Here is a 13,605-nt window from a genome sequence, read left to right as displayed (position 1 = left end):
TCTTTTTTTTGACATCCCTGTAGCCCGATCTACGCTTCAATGAGTGGAAGCGGAGGGACTATATAATGAAAGGTGATGTTAAAATCATAAGTTATCTCAATAAATTATTGGGAAATGAGCTTGTCGCAATTAACCAGTACTTTCTTCACGCGAGAATGTTCAAAAACTGGGGGCTTAAACGTCTGAACGACGTTGAGTACCATGAATCGATCGATGAAATGAAGCACGCCGATAAATATATCGAGCGTATTTTATTCCTTGAAGGCATTCCAAACCTGCAGGATCTCGGAAAGCTGGGCATCGGAGAAGATGTCGAAGAGATGCTGCGTTCCGACCTCAGGCTGGAGCTTGAAGGCGCCAAAGATCTCCGTGAAGCCATTGCCTACGCAGACAGCGTACATGACTACGTCAGTCGCGATATGATGATCCAGATCCTGGCCGATGAAGAAGGCCACATTGACTGGCTGGAAACGGAGCTGGACCTGATTGCTAAAATCGGCCTGCAGAACTACCTTCAGTCGCAGATTAAAGTGGAAGAGTAACCACCGTCTTCCAGCCTACGCATAAACCCGCTGCTGCCAGAAATGGCCCAAAAGGCAGTGGGTTTTTTAATGCCCCTTTATCAGGGGTGAGTAACGAAAACACAAGAATGCTAAGTAGCGCCATAAGCGCAGCGAGTAACGCCAGCATAGGCAGTATGCACCAGCCATGCCACGCACCAAGCGCCGCCAGGTATTTTACATCACCATATCCCATCCCTTCACGCCGACAGATAAACCGATATCCCCAGTAAATAACGGCAAAGCCGGTATATCCGGCCATCGCACCCAGCACCGCACTCGGCAGAAAATCAGGGTGGATACAGAGCTGAAAGAGCAGGCCAGTCCATAACAGCGGGCAGAGAAATTTATCGGGAAGCAGTCCGTCACGAATATCTGCACGGACAAGAAAGGCAGTCAGCGAAAAATAGACCAGCAAAAAGGGGAGGGGGGTTAACATGGAAATGGCCTCAAAAGGGTTTGAGCGCATACTCGTCATAATCGGCCTGGCCTGCAATCTACAAAAACGACAATTGCGTAGGGGCTCCAGACAAAGCATTGAGAAGGAATACATTGCGTAAACTGTTGCGCGGGCGTACGCATACTGCGCCTCAGGCGCTTAATTTCTAAACGGCACTTGCGTCTTGCCCAGATTTACGTATAATGCGCGGGCTTGTCGTAATTGACGGCGGGTTCAATCTGAACCAGAGTAGCTCACTTTGTTACTCAACAATGCTCCCAATTGGGGAGCTACGTAAGAACGGTTACACTCTCCCATCAATCGTAATGGGTTTGAGGAGTAATCATTTTCGTTTATAAAATAATTGGAGCTCTGGTCTCATGCAGAACCAAAGAATCCGTATCCGCCTTAAAGCGTTTGATCATCGTCTGATCGATCAATCAACCGCGGAAATCGTCGAGACTGCTAAGCGCACTGGTGCGCAAGTCCGTGGTCCGATCCCGCTGCCGACCCGCAAAGAGCGCTTCACCGTTCTGATCTCCCCGCACGTCAACAAAGACGCGCGCGATCAGTACGAAATCCGCACTCACAAGCGTCTGGTTGACATCGTTGAGCCAACTGAGAAAACCGTTGATGCTCTGATGCGTCTGGATCTGGCTGCCGGTGTAGACGTGCAGATCAGCCTGGGTTAATCAGGTCATCGAGCGATTGAGAGGTTGATACAATGATTGGTTTAGTCGGTAAAAAAGTGGGCATGACCCGCATCTTCACTGAAGATGGCGTTTCAATCCCAGTAACCGTAATCGAAGTTGAAGCAAACCGCGTTACCCAGGTTAAAGATCTGGCTAACGATGGCTACCGCGCTGTTCAGGTGACCACTGGTGCTAAAAAAGCTAACCGTGTAACCAAACCAGAAGCGGGTCACTTCGCTAAAGCTGGCGTAGAAGCTGGCCGTGGTCTGTGGGAATTCCGTCTTGCTGAAGGCGAAGAGTTCACCGTAGGTCAGGACATTAGCGTTGAGCTGTTTGCTGACGTTAAAAAAGTTGACGTAACCGGTACCTCTAAAGGTAAAGGTTTTGCTGGTACCGTTAAGCGCTGGAACTTCCGTACCCAGGACGCTACCCACGGTAACTCCTTGTCTCACCGCGTTCCGGGTTCTATCGGTCAGAACCAGACTCCGGGCAAAGTGTTCAAAGGCAAGAAAATGGCAGGTCAGCTGGGTAACGAACGTGTAACCGTTCAGAGCCTGGACGTAGTACGTGTTGACGCTGAGCGCAACCTGCTGCTGGTTAAAGGTGCAGTTCCGGGTGCAACCGGTAGCGACCTGATCGTTAAACCAGCTGTGAAGGCGTAAGGGGATAGCAATGGAATTAGTATTGAAAGACGCGCAGAGCGCGCTGACTGTTTCCGAAACTACCTTCGGTCGTGATTTCAACGAAGCGCTGGTTCACCAGGTTGTAGTTGCTTATGCAGCTGGTGCTCGTCAGGGTACTCGTGCTCAGAAGACTCGTGCTGAAGTAACTGGTTCTGGCAAAAAGCCATGGCGCCAGAAAGGTACCGGCCGTGCGCGTTCAGGTTCTATCAAGAGCCCGATCTGGCGTTCAGGTGGCGTGACCTTCGCTGCGCGTCCACAGGACCACAGTCAAAAAGTTAACAAAAAGATGTACCGCGGCGCGCTGAAAAGCATCCTGTCCGAACTGGTACGTCAGGATCGTCTGATCGTTGTCGAGAAGTTCTCTGTTGAAGCGCCTAAAACTAAGCTGCTGGCACAGAAACTGAAAGACATGGCTCTGGAAGATGTGCTGATCATCACCGGTGAGCTGGACGAGAACCTGTTCCTGGCCGCACGTAACCTGCACAAGGTTGACGTACGCGATGCGACTGGTATCGACCCGGTTAGCCTGATCGCCTTCGACAAAGTCGTAATGACTGCTGATGCTGTTAAGCAAGTTGAGGAGATGCTGGCATGATTCGTGAAGAACGTCTGCTGAAGGTGCTTCGCGCACCGCACGTTTCTGAAAAAGCGTCTACTGCGATGGAAAAAACAAACACCATCGTTCTCAAAGTTGCTAAAGACGCGACCAAAGCAGAGATCAAAGCTGCTGTGCAGAAACTGTTTGAAGTCGAAGTCGAAGTCGTTAACACCCTGGTAGTTAAAGGGAAAGTTAAACGTCACGGACAGCGTATCGGTCGTCGTAGCGACTGGAAAAAAGCTTACGTCACCCTGAAAGAAGGCCAGAATCTGGACTTCGTTGGCGGCGCTGAGTAAGTCGGAGGAGTAATACAATGGCAGTTGTTAAATGTAAACCGACATCTCCGGGTCGTCGCCACGTAGTTAAAGTGGTTAACCCTGAGCTGCACAAGGGCAAACCTTTTGCTCCGTTGCTGGAAAAAAACAGCAAATCCGGTGGTCGTAACAACAATGGCCGTATCACCACTCGTCACATCGGTGGTGGCCACAAGCAGGCTTATCGTATTGTTGACTTCAAACGCAACAAAGACGGTATCCCAGCAGTTGTTGAACGTCTTGAGTACGATCCGAACCGTTCCGCGAACATCGCGCTGGTTCTGTACAAAGACGGCGAACGCCGTTACATCCTGGCCCCTAAAGGCCTGAAAGCTGGCGACCAGATTCAGTCTGGCGTTGATGCTGCAATCAAAGCAGGCAACACCCTGCCGATGCGCAATATCCCGGTTGGTTCTACCGTTCATAACGTAGAAATGAAACCAGGTAAAGGCGGTCAGCTGGCACGTTCCGCTGGTACTTACGTTCAGATCGTTGCTCGTGATGGTGCTTATGTCACCCTGCGTCTGCGTTCTGGTGAAATGCGTAAAGTCGAAGCAGACTGCCGCGCTACTCTGGGCGAAGTTGGCAATGCTGAGCATATGCTGCGCGTTCTGGGTAAAGCAGGTGCTGCACGCTGGCGTGGTGTTCGTCCTACCGTTCGCGGTACTGCGATGAACCCAGTCGACCACCCACATGGTGGTGGTGAAGGTCGTAACTTTGGTAAGCACCCGGTAACTCCGTGGGGCGTTCAGACCAAAGGTAAGAAGACCCGCAGCAACAAGCGTACTGATAAATTTATCGTACGTCGCCGTAGCAAATAATTTTAGAGGATAAGCCATGCCACGTTCTCTCAAGAAAGGTCCTTTTATTGACCTGCACTTGCTGAAGAAGGTAGAGAAAGCGGTGGAAAGCGGAGACAAGAAGCCCCTGCGCACTTGGTCCCGTCGTTCAACGATCTTTCCTAACATGATCGGTTTGACCATCGCTGTCCATAATGGTCGTCAGCACGTTCCAGTCTTTGTTACCGACGAAATGGTTGGTCACAAACTGGGTGAATTCGCACCGACTCGTACTTATCGCGGCCATGCTGCTGATAAAAAAGCGAAGAAGAAATAAGGTAGGAGGAAGAGATGGAAACTTTAGCTCAACATCGCCATGCTCGTTCTTCTGCTCAGAAGGTTCGCCTTGTTGCTGACCTGATTCGCGGTAAGAAAGTGTCGCAGGCCCTGGACATCCTGACCTATACCAACAAGAAAGCTGCGGTATTGGTCAAGAAAGTACTGGAATCTGCCATTGCTAACGCTGAACACAACGATGGCGCTGACATCGACGATCTGAAAGTCGCGAAAATTTTCGTAGATGAAGGCCCAAGCATGAAGCGCATTATGCCGCGTGCGAAAGGTCGTGCAGATCGCATCCTGAAGCGCACCAGCCACATTACTGTGGTTGTGTCCGATCGCTGAGACTCTGGAGACTAGCAATGGGTCAGAAAGTACATCCTAATGGTATTCGCCTGGGTATTGTAAAACCATGGAACTCTACCTGGTTTGCGAACACCAAAGAATTCGCTGACAACCTGGACAGCGATTTTAAAGTACGTCAGTACCTGACTAAGGAACTGGCTAAAGCGTCTGTATCTCGTATCGTTATCGAGCGTCCAGCGAAGAGCATCCGTGTGACTATTCACACTGCTCGTCCTGGCATCGTTATCGGTAAGAAAGGCGAAGACGTAGAAAAACTGCGCAAGGTCGTAGCGGATATCGCTGGCGTTCCTGCACAGATCAATATCGCTGAAGTTCGTAAGCCTGAACTGGACGCTAAATTGGTTGCTGACAGCATCACTTCACAGCTGGAACGTCGTGTTATGTTCCGTCGTGCTATGAAGCGTGCTGTACAGAACGCAATGCGTCTGGGCGCTAAAGGTATCAAAGTTGAAGTTAGCGGCCGTCTGGGCGGCGCGGAAATCGCACGTACCGAATGGTACCGCGAAGGTCGCGTACCGCTGCACACTCTGCGTGCTGACATCGACTACAACACCTCTGAAGCGCACACCACTTACGGTGTAATCGGCGTTAAGGTATGGATCTTCAAAGGTGAGATCCTGGGTGGTATGGCTGCTGTTGAACAACCGGAAAAACCGGCTGCTCAACCTAAAAAGCAGCAGCGTAAAGGCCGTAAATAAGGAGCGTCGCTGATGTTACAACCAAAGCGTACAAAATTCCGTAAAGTGCACAAAGGCCGCAACCGTGGTCTGGCGCAGGGTACGGATGTTAGCTTCGGCACTTTCGGTCTGAAAGCTGTTGGCCGTGGTCGTCTGACTGCACGTCAGATCGAAGCAGCACGTCGTGCAATGACCCGTGCAGTTAAGCGTCAAGGTAAGATCTGGATCCGTGTATTCCCGGACAAACCGATCACCGAGAAGCCGCTGGAAGTTCGTATGGGTAAAGGTAAAGGTAACGTGGAGTACTGGGTTGCCTTGATCCAACCGGGCAAAGTCCTTTATGAAATGGACGGTGTTCCGGAAGAGCTGGCCCGTGAAGCCTTCGGCCTGGCAGCAGCGAAACTGCCTATCAAAACCACCTTTGTAACTAAGACGGTGATGTAATGAAAGCAAAAGAGCTGCGTGAAAAAAGCGTTGAAGAGCTGAACGCTGAGCTGCTGAACCTGCTGCGTGAGCAGTTCAACCTGCGTATGCAGGCTGCAAGTGGCCAGCTGCAACAGACTCACCTGCTGAAGCAAGTGCGTCGCAATGTTGCACGCGTTAAGACTTTACTGACTCAGAAGGCGGGTGCGTAATGACCGATAAAATCCGTACTCTGCAAGGTCGTGTTGTTAGCGACAAAATGGAGAAATCCATTGTTGTAGCTATCGAACGTATTGTGAAACACCCGATCTACGGTAAATTCATCAAGCGTACGACCAAACTGCACGTACATGACGAGAACAACGAATGTGGTATCGGCGACAAGGTTGAAATCCGTGAATGCCGTCCACTGTCCAAGACTAAGTCCTGGACGCTGGTTCGCGTTGTAGAGAAAGCGGTTCTGTAATACAGTACGCCTTCTCAATACGAATAAACGGCTCAGCGATGAGCCGTTTATTTTTTCTACCCATATTGCAGAAGCGGTGTTATAATGCCGCGCCCTCGATATGGGGCTTTTTAACGGCTCTGATTTTAGAGTCTCAGGTAGTAGTTGACATTAGCGGAGCACTAAAATGATCCAAGAACAGACTATGCTGAACGTCGCCGACAACTCCGGTGCACGTCGCGTAATGTGTATCAAGGTTCTGGGTGGCTCGCACCGTCGCTACGCAGGCGTAGGCGACATCATCAAGATCACCATCAAGGAAGCAATTCCACGTGGTAAGGTCAAAAAAGGTGATGTGCTGAAGGCGGTAGTGGTGCGCACCAAGAAGGGTGTTCGTCGCCCTGACGGTTCTGTCATTCGCTTCGATGGTAATGCATGCGTTATTTTAAACAATAACAGCGAGCAGCCTATCGGCACGCGTATCTTTGGGCCGGTAACTCGTGAACTTCGTACTGAGAAGTTCATGAAAATTATCTCTCTGGCACCAGAAGTACTCTAAGGAGCGAATCATGGCAGCGAAAATCCGTCGTGATGACGAAGTTATCGTGTTAACCGGTAAAGATAAAGGTAAACGCGGTAAAGTAAAAAATGTTCTGTCTTCCGGCAAACTTGTCGTTGAAGGTATCAACCTGGTTAAGAAACATCAGAAGCCGGTTCCGGCCCTGAACCAACCAGGTGGCATCGTTGAAAAAGAAGCTGCTATTCAGGTTTCTAACGTTGCAATCTTCAATGCGGCTACCGGCAAGGCTGACCGTGTAGGCTTTAGATTCGAAGACGGCAAAAAAGTCCGTTTCTTCAAGTCTAACAGCGAAACTATCAAGTAATTTGGAGTAGTACGATGGCGAAACTGCATGATTACTACAAAGACGAAGTAGTTAGCAAACTCATGACTGAGTTTAACTACAATTCTGTCATGCAAGTCCCTCGGGTCGAGAAGATCACCCTGAACATGGGTGTTGGTGAAGCGATCGCTGACAAGAAACTGCTGGATAACGCAGCAGCTGACCTGACAGCAATCTCCGGTCAAAAACCGCTGATCACCAAAGCACGCAAATCTGTTGCAGGCTTCAAAATCCGTCAGGGCTATCCGATCGGCTGTAAAGTAACTCTGCGTGGCGAACGCATGTGGGAGTTCTTTGAGCGCCTGATCACTATTGCTGTTCCACGTATCCGTGACTTCCGTGGCTTGTCCGCTAAGTCTTTCGACGGTCGTGGTAACTACAGCATGGGTGTCCGTGAGCAGATCATCTTCCCAGAAATCGACTACGATAAAGTCGACCGCGTGCGTGGTTTGGATATTACCATTACCACTACTGCGAAATCTGACGAAGAAGGCCGTGCTCTGCTGGCTGCCTTTGACTTCCCGTTCCGCAAGTAAGGTAGGGTTACTGAATGGCTAAGCAATCAATGAAAGCACGCGAAGTAAAGCGCGTAGCTTTAGCTGATAAATTCTTCGCTAAACGCGCTGAACTGAAAGCGATCATTTCTGATGTGAACGCTTCCGACGAAGATCGTTGGAATGCGGTTCTCAAGCTGCAGTCTCTGCCGCGTGATTCCAGCCCGTCTCGTCAGCGTAACCGCTGTCGTCAAACAGGTCGTCCACATGGTTATGTGGGCAAGTTTGGGTTGAGCCGTATCAAACTGCGTGAAGCCGCTATGCGCGGTGAAGTGCCAGGCTTGAAAAAGGCTAGCTGGTAATTACCAATTGAATCACGGGAGTAAAGACAGATGAGCATGCAAGATCCGATCGCGGATATGCTGACCCGTATCCGTAACGGTCAGGCCGCGAACAAAGTTGCGGTCACCATGCCTTCCGCCAAGCTGAAAGTGGCAATTGCCAACGTGCTGAAGGAAGAAGGTTTTATCGAAGATTTTAAAGTTGAAGGCGACACCAAGCCGGAACTGGAACTTACTCTCAAGTATTTCCAGGGTAAAGCTGTTGTAGAAAGCATTCAGCGTGTCAGTCGCCCAGGCCTGCGCATCTATAAGAAAAAAGATGAGCTGCCGAAAGTTATGGCTGGTCTTGGTATCGCAGTTGTTTCTACCTCTAAAGGTGTTATGACTGATCGTGCAGCGCGCCAGGCTGGTCTTGGTGGCGAAATTATCTGCTACGTAGCCTAATCGGAGGAAAGAATGTCTCGTGTTGCTAAAGCACCGGTCGTTATTCCTGCCGGCGTTGATGTAAAAATCGACGGTCAGGTTATTACGATCAAAGGTAAAAACGGCGAGCTGACTCGTACCCTCAACAAAGCTGTTGAAGTTAAACATGCAGATAACGCTCTGACCTTCGGTCCACGTGATGGTTTCGTGGATGGATGGGCTCAGGCTGGTACCGCGCGTGCCCTGCTGAACTCAATGGTTGTTGGTGTTACCGAAGGCTTCACTAAAAAGCTTCAGCTGGTTGGTGTAGGTTATCGTGCAGCTATCAAAGGGAATGCAGTAGGCCTGTCTCTGGGCTTCTCACACCCTGTTGAGCATCCGCTGCCGGCCGGTATCACTGCAGAATGTCCGACTCAAACTGAAATCGTGCTGAAAGGCGCTGATAAACAGCTGATCGGTCAGGTTGCAGCAGATCTGCGCGCCTACCGTCGTCCTGAGCCTTATAAAGGCAAGGGTGTTCGTTACGCCGACGAAGTCGTGCGTACCAAAGAGGCTAAGAAGAAGTAAGGTAACACTATGGATAAGAAATCTGCTCGTATCCGTCGTGCGACCCGCGCACGCCGCAAGCTCAAAGAGCTGGGTGCAACTCGCCTGGTGGTACATCGTACCCCGCGTCATATTTACGCACAGGTAATTGCACCGAACGGTTCTGAAGTTCTGGTAGCTGCTTCTACTGTAGAAAAAGCTATCTCAGAACAATTGAAGTACACCGGTAACAAAGACGCCGCTGCAGCTGTAGGTAAAGCTGTTGCTGAACGCGCTCTGGAAAAAGGCATCAGCAATGTTTCCTTTGACCGTTCCGGGTTCCAATATCATGGTCGTGTCCAGGCACTGGCAGATGCTGCCCGTGAAGCTGGCCTTCAGTTCTAAGGTAGAGGTGTAAGATGGCTCACATCGAAAAACAGGCTGGCGAACTGCAGGAAAAGCTGATCGCGGTAAACCGCGTATCTAAAACCGTTAAAGGTGGTCGTATTTTCTCCTTCACAGCTCTGACTGTAGTAGGCGATGGTAACGGTCGCGTTGGTTTTGGTTACGGTAAAGCGCGTGAAGTTCCAGCAGCGATCCAGAAAGCGATGGAAAAAGCCCGTCGCAACATGATTAACGTCGCGCTGAACAACGGCACCCTGCAGCACCCAGTTAAAGGTGTTCACACGGGTTCTCGTGTATTCATGCAGCCAGCTTCAGAAGGTACCGGTATCATCGCCGGTGGTGCAATGCGCGCCGTTCTGGAAGTTGCTGGGGTTCATAACGTTCTGGCCAAAGCATATGGTTCCACCAACCCGATTAACGTGGTTCGTGCAACTATTGATGGCCTGGAAAATATGAATTCTCCAGAAATGGTCGCTGCCAAGCGTGGTAAATCCGTTGAAGAAATTCTGGGGTAATTGACCATGGCAAAGACTATTAAAATCACTCAAACCCGCAGTGCAATCGGTCGTCTGCCGAAACACAAGGCAACGCTGCTTGGCCTGGGTCTGCGTCGTATTGGTCATACCGTTGAGCGCGAGGATACTCCTGCTGTTCGTGGTATGGTCAACGCGGTTTACTTCATGGTTAAAGTTGAGGAGTAAGAGATGCGTTTAAATACTCTGTCTCCGGCCGAAGGCTCTAAAAAGGCGGGTAAACGCCTGGGTCGTGGTATCGGTTCTGGCCTCGGCAAAACCGGTGGTCGTGGTCACAAAGGTCAGAACTCTCGTTCTGGCGGTGGCGTACGTCGCGGTTTCGAGGGTGGCCAGATGCCACTGTACCGTCGTCTGCCGAAGTTCGGCTTCACCTCTCGCAAAGCAGCGATCACAGCGGAAATCCGTCTGTCTGACCTGGCGAAAGTTGAAGGCGGCGTTGTAGACCTGAACACGCTGAAAGCAGCAAACATTATCGGTATCCAGATCGAGTTCGCGAAAGTGATCCTGGCTGGTGAAGTTTCTACTCCGGTAACTGTTCGTGGCCTGCGTGTTACTAAAGGTGCTCGTGCTGCTATCGAAGCTGCTGGCGGTAAAATTGAGGAATAAGTAGCAGATGGCTAAGCAACCGGGATTAGATTTTCAAAGTGCCAAAGGTGGATTTGGCGAGCTGAAACGCAGACTGCTGTTTGTTATCGGCGCGCTGATTGTGTTCCGTATTGGCTCTTTTATTCCGATCCCTGGTATCGATGCCGCTGTACTTGCCAAACTGCTTGAGCAACAGCGAGGCACCATCATTGAAATGTTCAACATGTTCTCTGGTGGTGCTCTCAGCCGTGCTTCTATCTTCGCATTGGGTATTATGCCGTACATTTCGGCATCTATTATTATCCAGCTGCTGACGGTCGTTCATCCGGCCCTGGCAGAGTTGAAGAAAGAAGGGGAGTCTGGACGTCGTAAGATTAGTCAGTACACCCGTTACGGTACTCTGGTGCTGGCAATATTCCAGTCGATCGGTATTGCTACCGGTCTGCCGAATATGCCTGGTATGCAGGGCCTGGTGTTAAACCCAGGCTTTGCATTCTACTTCACCGCTGTTGTAAGTCTGGTCACAGGGACAATGTTCCTGATGTGGCTCGGCGAACAGATTACTGAGCGTGGTATCGGTAACGGTATCTCAATCATTATCTTCGCCGGTATTGTTGCGGGCCTCCCGCCAGCCATCGCCCATACTATCGAGCAAGCGCGTCAAGGCGACCTGCACTTCCTCCTGTTGCTGTTGGTTGCAGTATTAGTATTTGCAGTGACGTTCTTTGTTGTGTTCGTTGAACGTGGTCAACGCCGCATTGTGGTGAACTACGCTAAACGTCAGCAGGGTCGTCGTGTCTATGCTGCACAGAGCACACATTTACCGCTGAAAGTGAACATGGCGGGGGTTATCCCGGCTATCTTCGCTTCCAGTATTATTCTGTTCCCGGCAACCATCGCGTCATGGTTCGGGGGCGGTACTGGTTGGAACTGGCTGACAACAATTTCGCTGTATTTGCAGCCTGGGCAACCACTTTATGTGTTACTCTATGCGTCTGCGATCATCTTCTTCTGTTTCTTCTACACGGCGTTGGTCTTCAACCCGCGTGAAACAGCAGATAACCTGAAGAAGTCCGGTGCATTTGTACCAGGAATTCGTCCGGGAGAGCAAACGGCGAAGTATATCGATAAAGTAATGACTCGCCTGACTTTGGTTGGTGCGCTTTATATTACTTTTATCTGCCTGATCCCGGAGTTCATGCGTGATGCAATGAAAGTACCGTTCTACTTCGGTGGGACCTCACTGCTTATCGTTGTTGTCGTGATTATGGACTTTATGGCTCAAGTGCAAACTCTGATGATGTCCAGTCAGTATGAGTCTGCATTGAAGAAGGCGAACCTGAAAGGCTACGGCCGCTAAATGGTCGCCTGAGAAGTTACGGAGAGTAAAAATGAAAGTTCGTGCTTCCGTCAAGAAATTATGCCGTAACTGCAAAATCGTTAAGCGTGATGGTGTCATCCGTGTGATTTGCAGTGCCGAGCCGAAGCATAAACAGCGCCAAGGCTGATTATTTCGCATATTTTTCTTGCAAAGTTGGGTTGAGCTGGCTAGATTAGCCAGCCAATCTTTTGTATGTCTGTACGTTTCCATTTGAGTATCCTGAAAACGGGCTTTTCAGCATGGTGCGTACATATTAAATAGTAGGAGTGCATAGTGGCCCGTATAGCAGGCATTAACATTCCTGATCAGAAACATGCTGTGATCGCATTAACTTCGATCTACGGCGTCGGCAAGACCCGTTCTAAAGCCATTCTGGCTGCAGCGGGTATCGCTGAAGATGTTAAGATCAGTGAGCTGTCTGAAGAACAAATCGACACGCTGCGTGACGAAGTTGCCAAATTTGTCGTTGAAGGTGATCTGCGCCGTGAAATCAGCATGAGCATCAAGCGCCTGATGGATCTTGGTTGCTATCGCGGTTTGCGTCATCGTCGTGGTCTGCCAGTGCGCGGTCAGCGTACTAAGACCAACGCACGTACCCGTAAGGGTCCGCGCAAACCGATCAAGAAATAATCGGGGTGATTGAATAATGGCAAAGGCACCAGTTCGTGCACGTAAACGTGTAAGAAAACAAGTCTCTGACGGCGTGGCTCATATCCATGCTTCTTTCAACAACACCATCGTTACTATTACTGATCGTCAGGGTAACGCATTGGGTTGGGCAACAGCCGGTGGTTCCGGTTTCCGTGGTTCTCGCAAATCCACTCCGTTCGCAGCTCAGGTTGCAGCAGAGCGTTGCGCAGAAGCCGTAAAAGAATACGGCATCAAGAATCTGGAAGTTATGGTTAAAGGTCCGGGTCCGGGTCGTGAATCTACTGTTCGCGCTCTGAACGCCGCTGGTTTCCGCATCACGAATATTACTGATGTGACTCCGATCCCTCATAACGGTTGTCGTCCGCCGAAAAAACGTCGCGTATAACGCTCCGTTTTTTAGGTTAGTTGGAGATAGAAAATGGCAAGATATTTGGGTCCTAAGCTCAAGCTGAGCCGTCGTGAGGGCACCGACTTATTCCTTAAGTCTGGCGTTCGCGCGATCGATACCAAGTGTAAAATTGAACAAGCTCCTGGCCAGCACGGTGCGCGTAAACCGCGTCTGTCTGACTATGGTGTGCAGTTGCGTGAGAAGCAAAAAGTTCGCCGTATGTACGGTGTGCTGGAGCGTCAGTTCCGTAACTACTATAAAGAAGCAGCACGTCTGAAAGGCAACACAGGTGAAAACCTGCTGGCCCTGCTGGAAGGTCGTCTGGACAACGTTGTATACCGTATGGGCTTCGGCGCTACTCGTGCTGAATCACGTCAGCTGGTTAGCCACAAAGCAATCATGGTAAACGGTCGTGTTGTTAACATCGCTTCTTATCAGGTTAAAGCGAATGACGTTGTTAGCATTCGTGAGAAAGCGAAAAAGCAATCTCGCGTGAAGGCCGCTCTGGAGCTGGCTGAGCAGCGTGAAAAGCCAACCTGGCTGGAAGTTGATGCTGGCAAGATGGAAGGTACGTTCAAGCGTCAGCCAGAACGTTCTGATCTGTCTGCGGACATTAACGAACACCTGATCGTCGAGCTTTACTCCAAGTAAAGCTTAGTACC

At 50.3% G+C, this 13,605-nt stretch carries 28 protein-coding genes; 27 read left to right on the top strand and 1 reads right to left on the bottom strand.

Going from position 1 to position 13,605, the window contains the following annotated elements:
• The first annotated feature begins 65 nt into the window (after window positions 1–65).
• Window positions 66–542 (top strand): bacterioferritin, encoded by a 477-nt coding sequence (bfr, locus tag V1566_RS00965; RefSeq protein ID WP_008503492.1) that lies wholly within the window; start codon window positions 66–68, stop codon window positions 540–542.
• On the opposite strand, the gene V1566_RS00960 is transcribed toward bfr, so the two are convergent.
• Window positions 526–999, bottom strand: coding sequence for a prepilin peptidase (locus tag V1566_RS00960; RefSeq protein ID WP_395304818.1), 474 nt, complete (start codon window positions 997–999; stop codon window positions 526–528). The genes bfr and V1566_RS00960 overlap by 17 nt on opposite strands.
• Window positions 1,000–1,379: 380 nt before the next feature.
• Here V1566_RS00960 and rpsJ point away from each other — a divergent pair, with 380 nt between their 5' ends.
• From rpsJ to rpsD, 26 genes are all read left to right on the top strand, one after another.
• On the top strand, window positions 1,380–1,691 hold the full coding sequence (gene rpsJ, locus V1566_RS00955) for a 30S ribosomal protein S10 (RefSeq protein WP_001181005.1): 312 nt from the start codon (window positions 1,380–1,382) through the stop codon (window positions 1,689–1,691).
• Window positions 1,692–1,723: 32 nt separating this feature from the next.
• Window positions 1,724–2,353, top strand: coding sequence for a 50S ribosomal protein L3 (gene rplC, locus V1566_RS00950; protein ID WP_006178923.1), 630 nt, complete (start codon window positions 1,724–1,726; stop codon window positions 2,351–2,353).
• A gap of 10 nt (window positions 2,354–2,363) precedes the next feature.
• Window positions 2,364–2,969: a 50S ribosomal protein L4 gene (rplD, locus tag V1566_RS00945; RefSeq protein ID WP_000424395.1), complete on the top strand. Its 606-nt coding sequence runs from the start codon at window positions 2,364–2,366 to the stop codon at window positions 2,967–2,969.
• Window positions 2,966–3,268, top strand: a complete 303-nt coding sequence (gene rplW, locus V1566_RS00940) for a 50S ribosomal protein L23 (protein ID WP_000617546.1) — start codon at window positions 2,966–2,968, stop codon at window positions 3,266–3,268. The genes rplD and rplW overlap by 4 nt, the downstream gene beginning before the upstream one ends.
• A 17-nt stretch (window positions 3,269–3,285) precedes the next feature.
• Window positions 3,286–4,107, top strand: coding sequence for a 50S ribosomal protein L2 (gene rplB / locus V1566_RS00935; protein ID WP_000301859.1), 822 nt, complete (start codon window positions 3,286–3,288; stop codon window positions 4,105–4,107).
• Window positions 4,108–4,123: 16 nt separating this feature from the next.
• Window positions 4,124–4,402 (top strand): 30S ribosomal protein S19, encoded by a 279-nt coding sequence (gene rpsS, locus V1566_RS00930; RefSeq protein ID WP_001138117.1) that lies wholly within the window; start codon window positions 4,124–4,126, stop codon window positions 4,400–4,402.
• A gap of 14 nt (window positions 4,403–4,416) precedes the next feature.
• Window positions 4,417–4,749 (top strand): 50S ribosomal protein L22, encoded by a 333-nt coding sequence (gene rplV, locus V1566_RS00925; RefSeq protein ID WP_002919773.1) that lies wholly within the window; start codon window positions 4,417–4,419, stop codon window positions 4,747–4,749.
• A 17-nt stretch (window positions 4,750–4,766) separates the two neighbouring features.
• Window positions 4,767–5,468, top strand: a complete 702-nt coding sequence (rpsC, locus tag V1566_RS00920) for a 30S ribosomal protein S3 (protein ID WP_000529945.1) — start codon at window positions 4,767–4,769, stop codon at window positions 5,466–5,468.
• A gap of 12 nt (window positions 5,469–5,480) precedes the next feature.
• Window positions 5,481–5,891: a 50S ribosomal protein L16 gene (rplP, locus tag V1566_RS00915; RefSeq protein ID WP_002919759.1), complete on the top strand. Its 411-nt coding sequence runs from the start codon at window positions 5,481–5,483 to the stop codon at window positions 5,889–5,891.
• Window positions 5,891–6,082, top strand: a complete 192-nt coding sequence (gene rpmC / locus V1566_RS00910; RefSeq protein ID WP_003863282.1) for a 50S ribosomal protein L29 — start codon at window positions 5,891–5,893, stop codon at window positions 6,080–6,082. Before rplP ends, rpmC begins: the two co-directional genes overlap by 1 nt.
• Window positions 6,082–6,336, top strand: coding sequence for a 30S ribosomal protein S17 (gene rpsQ / locus V1566_RS00905; RefSeq protein ID WP_008503489.1), 255 nt, complete (start codon window positions 6,082–6,084; stop codon window positions 6,334–6,336). Before rpmC ends, rpsQ begins: the two co-directional genes overlap by 1 nt.
• 166 nt (window positions 6,337–6,502) lie before the next feature.
• Window positions 6,503–6,874, top strand: a complete 372-nt coding sequence (gene rplN, locus V1566_RS00900) for a 50S ribosomal protein L14 (RefSeq protein WP_002919748.1) — start codon at window positions 6,503–6,505, stop codon at window positions 6,872–6,874.
• A gap of 10 nt (window positions 6,875–6,884) precedes the next feature.
• On the top strand, window positions 6,885–7,199 hold the full coding sequence (gene rplX, locus V1566_RS00895; protein WP_003863287.1) for a 50S ribosomal protein L24: 315 nt from the start codon (window positions 6,885–6,887) through the stop codon (window positions 7,197–7,199).
• A gap of 14 nt (window positions 7,200–7,213) precedes the next feature.
• Window positions 7,214–7,753: a 50S ribosomal protein L5 gene (gene rplE, locus V1566_RS00890; RefSeq protein ID WP_103780723.1), complete on the top strand. Its 540-nt coding sequence runs from the start codon at window positions 7,214–7,216 to the stop codon at window positions 7,751–7,753.
• 14 nt (window positions 7,754–7,767) lie between these two features.
• Window positions 7,768–8,073: a 30S ribosomal protein S14 gene (gene rpsN, locus V1566_RS00885; protein WP_003863291.1), complete on the top strand. Its 306-nt coding sequence runs from the start codon at window positions 7,768–7,770 to the stop codon at window positions 8,071–8,073.
• 30 nt (window positions 8,074–8,103) lie between these two features.
• The gene (gene rpsH / locus V1566_RS00880) at window positions 8,104–8,496 is read left to right on the top strand and encodes a 30S ribosomal protein S8 (RefSeq protein ID WP_006178918.1); all 393 of its coding nucleotides are present in this window, start codon (window positions 8,104–8,106) and stop codon (window positions 8,494–8,496) included.
• 12 nt (window positions 8,497–8,508) lie between these two features.
• Window positions 8,509–9,042, top strand: a complete 534-nt coding sequence (rplF, locus tag V1566_RS00875) for a 50S ribosomal protein L6 (RefSeq protein WP_003863296.1) — start codon at window positions 8,509–8,511, stop codon at window positions 9,040–9,042.
• Between the two features lie 9 nt (window positions 9,043–9,051).
• Window positions 9,052–9,405, top strand: coding sequence for a 50S ribosomal protein L18 (gene rplR / locus V1566_RS00870; protein WP_003863297.1), 354 nt, complete (start codon window positions 9,052–9,054; stop codon window positions 9,403–9,405).
• 14 nt (window positions 9,406–9,419) lie between these two features.
• Window positions 9,420–9,920: a 30S ribosomal protein S5 gene (gene rpsE, locus V1566_RS00865; protein WP_003863299.1), complete on the top strand. Its 501-nt coding sequence runs from the start codon at window positions 9,420–9,422 to the stop codon at window positions 9,918–9,920.
• Between the two features lie 6 nt (window positions 9,921–9,926).
• Window positions 9,927–10,106 carry a 50S ribosomal protein L30 gene (rpmD, locus tag V1566_RS00860; RefSeq protein ID WP_003863301.1) on the top strand — a complete coding sequence of 60 codons (180 nt, stop codon included), beginning with the start codon at window positions 9,927–9,929 and terminating at the stop codon, window positions 10,104–10,106.
• Window positions 10,107–10,109: 3 nt separating this feature from the next.
• Entirely contained in the window at window positions 10,110–10,544 is a 435-nt protein-coding gene (rplO, locus tag V1566_RS00855; protein WP_003863304.1) for a 50S ribosomal protein L15, read from the top strand.
• Window positions 10,545–10,551: 7 nt separating this feature from the next.
• Window positions 10,552–11,883, top strand: coding sequence for a preprotein translocase subunit SecY (gene secY / locus V1566_RS00850; RefSeq protein ID WP_003863305.1), 1,332 nt, complete (start codon window positions 10,552–10,554; stop codon window positions 11,881–11,883).
• A gap of 31 nt (window positions 11,884–11,914) precedes the next feature.
• The gene (gene rpmJ, locus V1566_RS00845) at window positions 11,915–12,031 is read left to right on the top strand and encodes a 50S ribosomal protein L36 (RefSeq protein WP_000868187.1); all 117 of its coding nucleotides are present in this window, start codon (window positions 11,915–11,917) and stop codon (window positions 12,029–12,031) included.
• Window positions 12,032–12,177: 146 nt separating this feature from the next.
• Window positions 12,178–12,534 (top strand): 30S ribosomal protein S13, encoded by a 357-nt coding sequence (gene rpsM, locus V1566_RS00840; RefSeq protein ID WP_003863308.1) that lies wholly within the window; start codon window positions 12,178–12,180, stop codon window positions 12,532–12,534.
• Between the two features lie 16 nt (window positions 12,535–12,550).
• Window positions 12,551–12,940, top strand: coding sequence for a 30S ribosomal protein S11 (gene rpsK / locus V1566_RS00835; RefSeq protein WP_003863312.1), 390 nt, complete (start codon window positions 12,551–12,553; stop codon window positions 12,938–12,940).
• 33 nt (window positions 12,941–12,973) lie between these two features.
• Entirely contained in the window at window positions 12,974–13,594 is a 621-nt protein-coding gene (gene rpsD / locus V1566_RS00830; RefSeq protein WP_004868345.1) for a 30S ribosomal protein S4, read from the top strand.
• Window positions 13,595–13,605: the final 11 nt, after the last annotated feature.

It is taken from the genome of Enterobacter sp. ECC-019, from assembly GCF_043974075.1.
Lineage (GTDB): Bacteria > Pseudomonadota > Gammaproteobacteria > Enterobacterales > Enterobacteriaceae > Enterobacter > Enterobacter asburiae_D.
Note: the sequence above shows the minus strand (reverse complement) of the source record. Positions and strands in the feature narration are given on the sequence as shown.